This is a genomic window from Mesorhizobium sp. M7A.F.Ca.MR.245.00.0.0 (assembly GCF_003997415.1).
In the GTDB taxonomy this organism is placed as follows: domain Bacteria; phylum Pseudomonadota; class Alphaproteobacteria; order Rhizobiales; family Rhizobiaceae; genus Mesorhizobium.
In genome coordinates this window covers 1-12272 of record NZ_RZTE01000019.1, presented here as the reverse complement: position 1 = coordinate 12272, position 12272 = coordinate 1, and the positions used below count along the sequence as shown (strand labels likewise).

10 protein-coding genes are annotated in these 12272 nt (G+C 59.3%); 3 read left to right on the top strand and 7 right to left on the bottom strand.

What is annotated here, in order from left to right; all coding sequences use genetic code 11:
- Positions 1-32: 32 nt before the first annotated feature.
- Entirely contained in the window at positions 33-569 is a 537-nt protein-coding gene (locus tag EOB80_RS19600; RefSeq protein ID WP_127321072.1) for an OmpA family protein, read from the bottom strand.
- 161 nt (positions 570-730) lie between these two features.
- Between EOB80_RS19600 and EOB80_RS19595 the strand changes: the two genes are divergently transcribed.
- Positions 731-1363 (top strand): hypothetical protein, encoded by a 633-nt coding sequence (locus tag EOB80_RS19595; protein WP_245466393.1) that lies wholly within the window; start codon positions 731-733, stop codon positions 1361-1363.
- Here EOB80_RS19595 and EOB80_RS19590 read toward each other — a convergent pair.
- From EOB80_RS19590 to EOB80_RS19575, 4 genes are all read right to left on the bottom strand, one after another.
- Positions 1345-2589, bottom strand: coding sequence for a caspase domain-containing protein (locus EOB80_RS19590; protein WP_127329077.1), 1245 nt, complete (start codon positions 2587-2589; stop codon positions 1345-1347). The genes EOB80_RS19595 and EOB80_RS19590 overlap by 19 nt on opposite strands.
- A gap of 7 nt (positions 2590-2596) precedes the next feature.
- Positions 2597-3703, bottom strand: a complete 1107-nt coding sequence (locus EOB80_RS19585; protein ID WP_127329075.1) for an OmpA family protein — start codon at positions 3701-3703, stop codon at positions 2597-2599.
- 186 nt (positions 3704-3889) lie between these two features.
- Entirely contained in the window at positions 3890-4189 is a 300-nt protein-coding gene (locus tag EOB80_RS19580) for a hypothetical protein (RefSeq protein WP_245273064.1), read from the bottom strand.
- Between the two features lie 17 nt (positions 4190-4206).
- Positions 4207-6756 (bottom strand): caspase family protein, encoded by a 2550-nt coding sequence (locus EOB80_RS19575; RefSeq protein WP_127329073.1) that lies wholly within the window; start codon positions 6754-6756, stop codon positions 4207-4209.
- A gap of 1139 nt (positions 6757-7895) precedes the next feature.
- Here EOB80_RS19575 and EOB80_RS19565 point away from each other — a divergent pair.
- A complete protein-coding gene (locus tag EOB80_RS19565; RefSeq protein WP_245466392.1) occupies positions 7896-9287 on the top strand; it encodes a phospholipase D-like domain-containing protein in 1392 nt (463 codons plus the stop codon).
- Between the two features lie 86 nt (positions 9288-9373).
- Here the strand turns inward: EOB80_RS19565 and EOB80_RS19560 are convergent, their stop codons facing one another.
- Together EOB80_RS19560 and EOB80_RS19555 are read right to left on the bottom strand one after the other, a co-directional pair.
- A complete protein-coding gene (locus tag EOB80_RS19560; protein ID WP_127329069.1) occupies positions 9374-10414 on the bottom strand; it encodes a sensor histidine kinase in 1041 nt (346 codons plus the stop codon).
- Complete coding sequence (locus tag EOB80_RS19555) at positions 10411-11898, bottom strand: ATPase domain-containing protein (protein WP_127329067.1); 1488 nt, start codon at positions 11896-11898, stop codon at positions 10411-10413. Before EOB80_RS19555 ends, EOB80_RS19560 begins: the two co-directional genes overlap by 4 nt.
- Before the next feature lie 141 nt (positions 11899-12039).
- On the opposite strand from EOB80_RS19555, the gene EOB80_RS34810 reads away from it, so the two are divergent.
- Positions 12040-12272: hypothetical protein (locus tag EOB80_RS34810; RefSeq protein ID WP_206516825.1), on the top strand; the 233-nt coding region annotated here is incomplete at its 3' end.

The following is a 12272-nucleotide window of genomic DNA, read 5'->3' as shown; positions in this document are numbered from 1 at the left end:
GGCGTTCCTGGAACAGTGGCACGCGGTAGGTGCTATTGCGTCTTTATCCGCATTTCCACGCGGCGGTTAGCCGGATCGTACGGGTTGGGGCTGCGCGGATTCTTTTCGCCCATGCCGATCGGGTTGATGCGGGCGGCCTCGACACCATTGGCCGTCAGGAAGGCTGCCACCGATTGCGCTCGCCGTTGCGACAGGCCTTCGTTGTAGTGGACCGTGCCGGTGGCATCGGTGTAGCCTTCGACAACGAAGTTGAATGTGCTCAGCCGCCTGTCCTTCAAGGCCTTGGCGAACTCGTCGAGTTCACTGCGCGCTGTCGCGTCGAGTTCGGCCGAATCCAACCCGAAATTGATCAGCATATCGAGGCTGGATTTTTCGGCCGGCGCGTCTTTTGCCTTGGTCTTGCTCTTGCACTCTTCCTCGGTTCCTACACAAATTCCTCGCGACTTACCGAGGTCGGCGGCGCCGGCAAAAAACTTCACGATGTCTTCTGATTTCTGAACAGGGTCGGCGGAAGCGTGAGTCGAGAAAAACACGACTGCCAACACCAAGGCTGAACTGCCCCACTGCATAGCGGTTACTCCTGCTTGAGCATCCGATTTCGATGGTGGTGATCATACCAAATTCCGGGGCAATTGTCTGTCGATAAACGCCAGGGGATGCGGCGGTGCCGGCAGTTGTTGCAGCGTCACCGGTTGAGACTTGACCCGCGCCGCGCCTGGGGCTTGAGTGGTTGGAGCTTCTCGATGAAGGCGTGGCGGTCATGGCCAATGAGCTCCGATTCAAAACGGCACAGGATCTCTTCATGGCTTGTCCCGCTATTGCCCGGGACATGAGAGCCCTTCCAACCGAACAGCAATCGATCGAATTTTGCCGCGACCTGCTCGCCGGGCGCGTTCCCGAAGAGGCGATCACGTTCTGTGCCTACCTGCTTCCCGATCGGGCTGCGGTCTGGTGGGCGCATGAATGCCTGAGCCATCTGAGCGAGTTGCTCGATGGGAATGATCACGAGTTGCTCGCCTATGTTCGCGACTGGGTTGGTGAACCGGACAGCCCCCACCATCGCGCCGCAGTGAGCCAGGCAGAGGCAACGCCGCCAACAACCCCGGGAGCCTGGATTGCCCGGGCGGCGGGATGGCGTGACTATGGTTCCTTTATTGTCGGATCTGTTGTCGGCGCAGAAGCACCATCGGCCTTAACGTTTCCTGCCGCCCATGCAGTCAATGCCGGTGTTCTGGCCGGGCTGGCGCGTGTCGCACTGGTGGACCGCTTTGCCGTTCTTTCCGCGTTTGTCGAAATGGGCATTCAGATGGCCGAGATCGAGGCGCTGCGCCAATCGGCGGATGCTTACTTGCACCCACCTTGAGCCCATTTGGCAAGCGCCACCTTGAAGCGCGTTCCAAGTGGATGTTGCAGGCGCAAAACGGAAGCATCGTTGGTGGCGAAATTTTTCGCCTGTTCGCATAGCCGTGCCTCGTCCCATTCATGGCAGCCGTCGCAGCGTTTGTCCTCCCATACCGACTTGTCCAATCCCTCCACCGGGCTGAACAGGGGTTTGCCCTTGATTAGCTGGGCGATGCTCTTGCCGTCGATTGCCGGATCGCCGAAATCGATCGGATGGTCGAAAAAGATCGGGGCGTCCGACGCCAGCCTAGGGATCTTCTGACGCAGCACATCGAGCGCAAGCTGGTCGTCGCTTTGGCCTGATGCGCTTGCAGCGCCGGTGTTGCGCGCGTCGGATCCGCCTTCGGCCTGAGGCGCGCTCGCCTCGCCCACGATCAATGGCGTATTGAGATCGACCTTGTGCAGAACGACCTCCGTGGTCAGCGAGACGCTGATCCAGGGATGTTGCTTGCCGGTGGTCGCCTTCAAGACGTCGCTGGTGACCCCGTTCATGGCCTCGGTGATGGGGACGTTCGGTGCGCCGATATGCTTGAGCAGCGCCGAGGTGAAAGGCGAATGTTCGCCCGACCCGTCGTAGGCGAGTTGATTGGGACTGGCGGCGAAAGCGACGAGCGTGCCGGCGCCGCCCTTCTCTATCGGGATTTCGGCAAGGCCGCTGCTTGCGCCTTTGCCGCCAGCGGTCTTGGCCAGCATCTCCGCGAGGGGATTGTCGCGGCAAGCGTCGAGAAATACCAGCCTGATGCTGGTCTCTCGCGACATCTGGTGCAAAATGAAGTCAACCGACACGGCCTCGAAGTCGAGGGAGGTTTCATCTTCCAGCGCAGCGTCGACTGGAAGCAGATAGTTCTTGCCCGAAACCTGCAGGCCGTGGCCGGCATAGAAAAACAGCGCGATGTCGGCACCGCGCACCTGTTTCGCGAACTGCTCGATCGTCGCCTGTGTCTGCAGCTTGGTCAGGTCGAAGCCGGAAAAGACCTCGAAGTCGAGTTTCTTCAAGCGTTCGGCCATGGCCTGGGCGTCGCGCACCGGATTGGCGAGCGGCGCCGCGTGCTGGTACTGGGAATTGCCCAGAACCAGCGCGACGCGGCGCTCGGCACTGGCGGCTGTTACGGTCAAAAGCAAGGCAAGCGCGGCAAGCCCGACGGCACGAAAGAGGCCACCGCAACAGGCGATCAGATCGGACCTCACCGGAACCTCAGTTCACGGGCTTGGTGGCGGAAAACTCGATCCGCCGATTGAGCGCCTTGTTCTTCGGCGTATCGTTGGCGGCAACCGGCCGCTCCTCGCCATAGCCGGAGGCGCTGATCTGATTGCGCGGAATACCCTCGGCAATCAGGGCGTCGGCAACCGCGTGGGCGCGCCGCTCCGACAACTGCTTGTTTGCGTCCGGCGATCCATCGGAATCGGTATAGCCGGAGACCTCGACCTTCAGGCTTGGGCATTTGCCAACGACACCTTCGACCTCCGTCAGCAACGGCCGGCTTTTCGCATCGAGCCGCGCGCTGGCGGGACGGAAGTAGATCGCACCAGTACGCGAGAGCACGGCAAACCTGTTCAGGCATTCCTCATCGCTGAAATTCGCCTTCGCGGCATCGGTGGCAACGGGGCCGACGTCGGCTGTGCTTGCAGCGACGGTCTGGCCGGCGGCGGGCTTGCTGCCGTCAGCGGTGAAGACGAAATCGAACGAGACCGACGCGGTGGGCACGATGTTGGTGACGTTGGCCGCCTGCTGGAGTTTGTCGACATTCGGCAGCAAGCCGAAATCCTCCACGTGAACCGCGACGGGAGCTTCCGAAGCAACGGAGACCATGTCGTCACTGATCATGGTGACGACGATGCTGGCCTCGAGGTCCTTGTCGACGCCGTGCAGATTGAGACGGAAAGGCAGCGTCGACTTCACCCTGCGTTTTGTCGCGAGATCGGCGAAAGCGGCGGGGTCCACCTTGGCGCTCAGCTCGGCCGTCGGGTATTTGAATGTCTCGAAAAACAGGAAGCGCATGCGGACGTTGCGCAGGTCGACGCCGGTATCGACCGAATTGAGGTCGAACGTGACCTTGGCATCACCCGCCGAGCTGAGCGTGCCGGTGATGTTCCTGATCTTGTTTGTCTCGACGATCGTGTTTTTCTTCACCGACTGGTAGGTGATCACCGAAGCCGTGGGATCAAGCGTCCAGTTCGGCGCTGCGTTGGCGGCTTGCGATGCGAGTAGCAGCAAGCCGGAAAGCGCGACGATCAGGCCAAGACCTCGTGTGGCGGGGCCTTTCAGCCTCGTCTTCCACCAGAATGCGACGACTTCGAACATGGAACGCCCCTGCCCAGGACCACCGTATCGACACGACACCTGGCGAGAGCATAGAGCACTTGTGGTTGGTTGGCGAGCAGTTGCAGCCGGTCTTCCGGTCAAGGTCCGGGCTGCAGAGTTGGCGTGTCAAATGGTGGCAGGCGGCCTCGGCGAGCGGTGCCGCGAAACCCTGACCTGCTGTTAGCACTATCCCCAGCCGCCGCCTCCGCCACCAGTGCCACCGGTGCCGCCATTGCCGCCGCCCAAAGGTGGAACGACGACAGGTGCGGTTTCCTCAGTCGGTTCGACGAGTTTCTTGGCGATAGCCTTCTTCTGCCTGGTGATCTTTGGCGTGGTCGTCGTGCGAATGAGCTTCGGCCTGTGCTTTGTCGTCGTCACCGTCGGTTCGGCCTTGGGCGCGGGCGCAACGGACATGCAGCCCGCTACTGCCACCAGAGCGCCGGATAGAACTGTGGCGATCAATGCCTGCTTCACTGCCCTGCCCACGATTGCCTCCTCACTGATCAAAACAAGTCCCGACGCGGATTGGCTTGCTCCCAGACCGCTCTGGCCGCATTGACCAGTTGGTCGTCAAGCGAGCCCTTCGCCGGGATCTTCGACTTGAGTTCGCCACGCAATTGCTTGAGCGCGGCCGTTTTCGTCTTCACTTCGAATTTCGTCAGCGTCGTCTGGGCACCCGGCAATTCCTTGCGAAGATCAAGCGCGACCGCAAAGGCCAGATAGCGCACCGCTATCGTCTGGTCGGCATTGGCGCCCTTCTGCATTTCGAGCGCTGCGCGATCATATGCGCCGGACTGATCGCCGCGTGCCGTGGCCAACTCGAACAGTCTTTGCGCTTCGTCGAGGTTTTGCTCGACACCAACGCCATCCCGGTACATGCGCGCAAGGCTGGCCGGAGCGTAGGGCTGGCCTAGATCCATAGCCTTCTGGAATAGCCCCTGCGCCTGCTTGGGGTCCTTTTCGACACCCACTCCGGCCAGGTAGTTACGGCCGAGAAGGTTCATAGAATACATGTCCTGTCGCTGGACGCCGGCCTCCAGGAAGGCAACTGCACGGGCCGGGTCGGCGGTCACGCCGTTGCGGCCTTCCGTGAAGATCGCGGCGAGATCGTTCATGGCATAGGTGTGCCCCATCGCGGCCGCCTTGAGCAGCAGGTCCAGACCTTTGGCGGTATCGGGCTTGACGCCATAGCCATTGAACAAGGCGCGGCCCCACGACGTCATGCCGTAGGGATCGCCCTTGTCGGATGCCGCTTCGTAAAGCGCGTTGGCCTGCGTGCGGTCGATGACCAGACCGGTTCCCGTCGCATACATGTAGCCGAGTTCGAACACAGCACGCACATGTCCCTTCTTGGCGGCCTCCTCGATGGCTGTCTTCGCTTCCTCGACCTTGCCAGTTGCGAGCAGCGCGCGCCCCAGTTCGTAGCGGAAGCGTGGGACATCGGGATAAGCCTTCACAGCGGCTTCGCAAACCTCCACGGCGCCGGCGCCGATTTCGTTCGGCAGCAGGCCGGGAACGACGCCTTGCAGGTCCAGAGGCTCGCCGGCGGCGGAGTCGCACGGATCGACGGTTGGCGACAGTTTCATCGTGGCGGGCTTGGACGAACTGCTGTCCGCACGGATTTCGAAGCCGACCTCGACCGGCGCGTATACGCCGATCTGAGGTTCGTAGCGCAGGCGGTCGACTTCAGCGGCCATCAGGCTGGACTGAGGTGACAGGGTTCTGTCGGGGAGCGAAAGGGTTCCTGTCGCGGGATATGCCGAAACTTTGAGACTGACCGCGGGATCGTCGGTCGGGAAATCCAGGTTAAGCGCAACCGGGCCCACGCCAACGGCAACATCAATGTCGCGGTTTTCGATCGCCTCGGCGGCACCTGTGATATGAATGCCGCGCTCCACCACCTGTTGCTTTTGCTCGGCCGCGAGCGAGGCCATGACCTGTTCGCCATGGGCGCCTTCGCCGCTTTTGACCCGGAACACCAGGATGCCCTGGCTTTGACCGCCCCAATTGTCATGCGTGGCGTAGGCCAGCATATCCACCTCGTCCTGCGCGTCGACCCCCTTGGGCACATCCATCTGCAAACGCGGCATGTCCTTGCCCTGGATCGGTTCGCCAACCTCGACAGGTTCGCCGTCCAGCATGAGGCGGCCGAGAGCAGGTGGTCTCTCGATGCTCACGGTGATCGTTCCGCCGTCGACATCGACCGGTTCCGGCAGGCCGAGATCGACTGGGCCCACTCCCGACAACACGATTTTCTCCAGCACCGGCGGCAGCGAGGGGCGGTTGCTGCGGCGCATCAGCACCACTTCGTCGATCAGCGACGAGTTCTCCCAGGGAACCTGCAGGCCTTTTGTTGCCTCCACCACATCCCGGCGCACCGCCGCCATGACCGTGCGGATCTCCTGGTTCGGGGCCAGCGCGCGACGGGAAAACGCCGCCGAAAACGGACTGAGGTCGCCGCTGCCGTCATAGGCCGCCGCCCCAGGCTCGGTGGCAAAGGCAATGAGCGTGTTCAGCGAGCTTCTGACCTGCGCGAGCCCGGCGTTGCCGGAGGTGATAAGCTGGTCTCTCAGCCAGTAATTCTTGCGCGGGAACGGATTGTTGCGGCAGGCATCGAGGACGATCACCTGGATCTTCGATTTCGAACGCATCTGTTCCAGGACATCGTTGAGCTTGATGGCCTGGACCTCGATGTCCGCCGCCTGCTTCAACGAGGCATCGACGGGAATCAGGAAGTTTTCGCCGCCGATCTGGAAACCGTGACCGGAATAGTAGACGACGGCGAGGTCGGCGCCATCGATCGCGGCAAGATAATTGCGGAACTGCTCTTCGAACTGCAGCTTGGTGAGATTGCTTGCAACGAAAACTTCGAACCCTGCCAGTCGAAACGTCTTGGAGACGTCCTCGGCATCCTTGACCGGGTTCTTCAGCGCCGGGAATTGCCGGTAGTCGGAATTGCCGATCACCAGGGCGACCCGTCGATCGGCCGACGCATCGAAGGTCGTAAGGGCCGCTACGAAGAAGACCGCGATGAATCCGCAAAGTCGGAGCATGGCCTGTTTCCACCGTCGCTACCTGATGACCACAAGCCCCCAAGGTTGCGGTATCAAGGCTGTTAAAGAGCTCACAATCAGCCGAGACAGGAACAGAAAACAAAAAACCGTCGCGGCAGCAGGCACTTTCCCATCCGATCAGGATCTAAATTACCTCAGAGCCGAGCCATCCGCAATGAGTGTCAAACGGCACCGGCATGGCTGTCTGGATGGGACGCACCCGCCAAGTCCCAATCCAGCGACGGGTGCGCCTGATGCCATCCATCGGCTCCCACGGTAGACGGGAAGCGGCCCATCGAAGCCTTTCCGGTGCGATTTTCTTCACCAAGAATCCTGGCGGTTTCCGACAATGACCATCGCGTGTCGCAAAAAAGCTTTTTGGTATCAATCACTTCGCGTCGCTTCCGAGCGCACCCAGTTCCTATTTGTGATACATATTGTGAGACCTACTGTGATACTACCGTTGGCGGGAACTATCCCCGGATCAAGCTATGTTTTTATTATGTTTTTTCTGCTCCAAGGTCCGATTTGTATCACAATAGGTATCACAATACGTAACACGATCTCGGCCGCGGATATTCCGCCGGCGACACGGACAGACGCACCTTGCATCGGCGTACGAGGCTGCGCAATTTTTGCAAAAGCAGGAACATAGCTGCATCGCCCAAGTTAAATACCGACGGCATTGGACCACGAATTCATTTTCTTTCCAGGCTGCCAGAATGCTCCGGGATTTTTCATGCTCGAACGAATGGGCAGGACAATGTATCGCTGTCACAATGGCACGCTCGATTTTGGAACGGAGCTTTTGACGAAACCCTACACGATCGACTAGTTGGCCGAGAAGGTCCGAAAGGTGCTCGATCGAAAGTAACGACTGGCCAGAGGCGATGTACTCAAGTGGCCTACCCATAAGCCACTGTAGGCACGGCGGGGCGGTATGATGCCTCATGGGAACCAGGGGCACTGCCGCGAGTTCTTTGGAATGGCAAACCATACGGTCACAAGCGTGCTTACCTCAATTGGCACATTGACCTCTCGTCCCGCTGCGTTCCTGATCTTGTTGGCTTACGCAATTCTTTGGATGATCTTCGAGCGACAGAGCTTGGATTGGCACGGAGCCGCAATCACGCGGATCGATGATGAAGAGCCCGAGGAGATCGAAAAGCATCGCCATCGCCAGCAGCGGGGCGATTGACGTGCAGCCTTTCGGTTCCGTCGCGTCAGGCGCCCGCAAGAAGACCTCCGGCATTGAGCTTTGGCGAAAGGTGCTCGTCTATCTGGCCATCGCCACCATGGCCAGCCTGCTCACGGTGTTGATCATAACTCTTACTCCAGAGCCGCGCGTTCTACGATCAATCGTCCCCCATCGGTTCGACGCTACGGATCCCCAATTTTCCGAGACGATGAGCAGCTATTCGCAAGGGCAGATGTTCGATTCCAACGCGGTCCAAACTCTCATCAACGGAGACGAAATATTTCCCTCAATGCTGCAAGCAATCGGGGCGGCTCGATCCAGCGTCGACATGGAGACATATATTTATTGGTCAGGAGCCATCGGCTACGAGTTCGCGATCGCATTGGCGGCGAAAGCCAGCGAAGGCGTCGAAGTCCGTGTGAACGTCGACTGGGTTGGCAGCCTTCCCTTCGACGAGGACTTGATCCACATCATGACCACTGCCGGTGTGAGGTTCGAACGCTATCGGCCTTTACGCTGGTATACGTTGGACCGTGTAAACAACCGAACTCATCGCAAGCTGCTGATCGTCGATGGCCGGATAGCATTCACTGGCGGCGCCGGCATTGCCGATAATTGGCGCGGGAACGCACGCAACTCAAATGAATGGCGCGACACGCACTACCGGATCGAAGGACCCGCCGTGTCCGCATTCCAAGCGGCGTTCGCGGAAAACTGGCTTGAGACGACCGGCGAGACATTGCAGGGCGGAAAGTTCTACCCTGCAGTTGCGCCCGCTGGTGGGCTCGATGCCCAGTTGATACTTTCTTCGCAGCCAAACGGCTCGGAGAACATGGAGTTGATGATGTTGGCAGCAATAGCCGCGGCCAAGGATCATCTGCGCATCGGCATGGCCTACTTCGTGCCCGACGACATAGCCCTGCAGCAGATTCTTGATGCAAGGAAGCGAGGCGTCTCGGTCGATGTCATCGTTCCCAATTGGCTGACGGATGTGCCCATAGTGCGAAAGGGTTCACGTTATTTCTGGGGCGAATTGCTCAAAGCCGGTGTGCGCATTTTTGAGTTTCAACCCACAATGTACCACCCCAAGCTGTTGATCGTCGACGATGTCTGGGTGAGCGTTGGCTCGGCCAATCTGGATGAGCGTTCCTTGCGCCTCAACGATGAGGCCAGTCTGAACGTCTACGACATGGAATTCGCGCGAACGCAAATAGACATCTTCAACGAGGACCTGAAACGATCAAGGCAAGTCAGGCTGGAAGAGTGGCAAGCACGTCCGGTGAGCGAAAAGGTCACCGACTACTTTGCCAGCAGGCTACGCTCCCAGCTCTAATAGTGTGGAGATGCAAAGTCCCCGCGATTGCTCGCCAGATAGGCCTTTTGCCGCCAATAGGGCGCCCCCGAAACGGCCCGCGCAGACTAGTAGGCAGGGACAAGCCTGGTGTCCCGAAGGGGCAAGTCCATTGCAAATCTTAACCCCTTGGGGTGGTATTGCAGCTCAACCTTTGCGTCGCACTGCACGGCGACAACCCTCTCTAGCAAGGTTGTGCCAAAACCACTTCGCTGGGGCGGGTGCACCTCAGGGCCATCGCGTTCACGCCAGTCAAGATGAACCACTTGAGCATTTTTGAATTGCGCCACCGACCAGCGTACCTCAAGCCGTCCCCGAGGCCAGGACAACGCTCCGAATTTCGACGAATTCGACGCCAGCTCATGGAAAGCCATGCCCACGGGTATTGCGAGATCCGCGACAAGCGCGACATCAGGCCCTTCCAAGAGAATGCGTGACCTGTCCGTCGTGTCGTAATGCCGAAGCTCGGTTTCCAGCAATTTGTGCAGAAATGCGGTCTGCCAATAATCATCTGTCAGCATCGAATGGGTGTCAGCCAGAGATACCAGCCTGGCCGAGAAATTGCGCACGAAATCATCCACATTGCTGCTTGAGCGGGCTGTTGCCCCCATCATCGCTCTCACATTAGCGAGAGTATTCTTGACGCGGTGATGAAGCTCCCGGATCAACAGCTTCTGACGATGCGCCACTTCCTCTTTGTGCTCGAGCAAGGATTTGACTTCGAGCTGCCGCGTGCGGGCGCGCAGCGCGGAACGCACGGAGTTGGCTAGACTTGATGCCAGAAACGGCCGCTCCAGAACGATGAGATAGCGGTCGAGAAATCTCAGCCGCTCGTCGAACTCAGCGCCACGCATCGTGAGCAGAACGATCGGAAAATCAGACCAGGCCGGCTGGCTTTCAAGCCAGGCGGCGAATGGATTGCGATCCGAAGTGAGCAATGCTTCTTCTGCAACGACTAGGCACTGTGCCATATCCAGCAGCGGCAACGTCTCAGCAAGAGTGCTGCAGATATGCGTTACAATGCCCTTCGACGCGAGGATTGATGCCGCGATTTTTGCATCACGGCCGGTCGGTGAGAGGATGAGCACTCCGGGATCCGTTGCCATCATGATGATTTATCTTTGAGAAGATCGCCCTGCTTGCCCTGATAGGAGGGCACCCCCGTCAGGATGCCTCGGAACTGTTCAAGAGGTTCCCCCACGGCGAGTCCGGCGGGGCTGATCTTGAATTCGCGAATGGTGTCTTCATGGGCGCCGACGCGCTTTTTCACTACTGAGATCGCGCGCCTCAACCTCCCGTCATTCTCAAAGAAGCGCAACAACATGACCGAATCGCAGAGGTATGTCATGTCTACCGGCGCCACCATTTGCCCGAGCAATCCGTGGTTGGCGAGCAGAAGGATTGTGACGACGCCTTTTTGATTGAGGTAGGTAAGGATCTCGTGCATTTGCAACACCAGATGCTGTTCCTCGGACATCGCATTCAAGTAGCCGGTCAGGCTGTCGATCACCACAAGCCGCGCATTCGAATGGTCCACGGCGGCTTGGATCCGAGACGACAGCTCTCCGGGTGACAGTTCAGCAGGCTCGACTTTCTCCAGGAGAAGCATGTCACTCTTGATGAACGGTTCCAGGTCCAATCCAAGCCCGGCTGCGCGCGCCAGGAAGATACGCTTCGTTTCATCGAAAAGAAGCACCAGCACCGTCTCGCCGCGCAAAAGCGCGGCGTGGCAGAATGTTGAAGCAATCGTAGACTTGCCTACACCTGATGGCCCGATCAACAAGGTGCTGGTGCCTCGTGACAGCCCGCCGCCCAATAGATTGTCGAGGGAAGTGCCACTTAGGGCTGGCGGGCCCTGCTTCCCTTCGTCGTGTTCGCCGGCCACGAGCCGGGGGAAGACCGATACCCCACCTGGCCGGATGACAAAGTCATGGTATCCGCCACGAATTTCCACACCTCTCATCTTGATGACCCGCAAGCGGCGGCGTTCCCCCCCATACACGGGTGACAGCTGCTCCATGCGAATGACCCCATGGCTGATAGAATGCAGGTTCAAATCGTCAAATTCGGCGGTCAGGTCGTCAAGGAGCAGAACCGTTGCGTCGTTAAGAAGGAAGAAGCTCTTCAACGCCAGCACCTGCCGCCGGTAGCGCAAGGAGCCCTGGGATAGGAGGCGTATCTCCGACAGGGAGTCGAAAACGACACGATCCGGCTTAAGACGGCCTATTTCATCCAGTGCGGATTGGACCGTTTCACCCAGTTCAAGGTCGGAGGAGTGCACCAGTGTCTGGCGTTGAGACGGATCGAGGCTGAGCTCCGGGGGTACCAGTTCCAGAATGTCTACGCCGTCTAGTGACATCCCATGACGATTGGCGACCGACAGAAGTTCACGCTTGCTCTCGGAAAGTGTGATGTAAAGGCACCTGTCTCCGTTCTGTGCGCCGTTGATCAGAAACTGCAGCCCGAGCGTCGTCTTGCCGGATCCAGGCCTGCCCTCGATCAGGTGTGACCGGTATTTGGCATAACCACCTCTCAGGATGTAATCGAGACCCTCGACGCCAGAAGTGATCGGTGATGCATCATCTGTTTCCAAAGTGCCCTCTCGCGCGGACCAGGACCACCGTAACGGCCAGGATTTTCAATGGTTCCCCGGCTGACTTGCAAGGCATCGGCAACACTGTGGGTACGCAAAATCCGGCGCCTACCGCATCGATATTGTTGAGCAGCTTGGTGATTGGCATTGAGGCTAGCAAAGCGTCCGACGTCAGCGTCGCGCTGGCAGACACGATCCGCAAGGATCGGCGGCACCCGCGCGCTGCTGGTTGAGGAAAGGCACGGGCCGTTCGTCCAGCGCATCCACGCAGCTTTTTTCTGGAAGTTTAATGCTTCAGTATCTGGCTGCCTCCTCGACAATCTGCCCAGCGTCCATGAAGATCACCCGGTCGGCAACCGCACGCGCAAAACCCA

Excerpts from the sequence above, each read along its gene's own strand:
- EOB80_RS19560 (WP_127329069.1), bottom strand. The coding sequence starts at position 10,414 with ATGATGGCAACGGATCCCGGAGTGCTCATCCTCTCACCGACCGGCCGT.
- EOB80_RS19585 (WP_127329075.1), bottom strand. The coding sequence starts at position 3,703 with ATGTTCGAAGTCGTCGCATTCTGGTGGAAGACGAGGCTGAAAGGCCCC.
- EOB80_RS19565 (WP_245466392.1), top strand. The coding sequence starts at position 7,896 with ATGATGAAGAGCCCGAGGAGATCGAAAAGCATCGCCATCGCCAGCAGC.
- EOB80_RS19600 (WP_127321072.1), bottom strand. The coding sequence starts at position 569 with ATGCAGTGGGGCAGTTCAGCCTTGGTGTTGGCAGTCGTGTTTTTCTCG.
- EOB80_RS19575 (WP_127329073.1), bottom strand. The coding sequence starts at position 6,756 with ATGCTCCGACTTTGCGGATTCATCGCGGTCTTCTTCGTAGCGGCCCTT.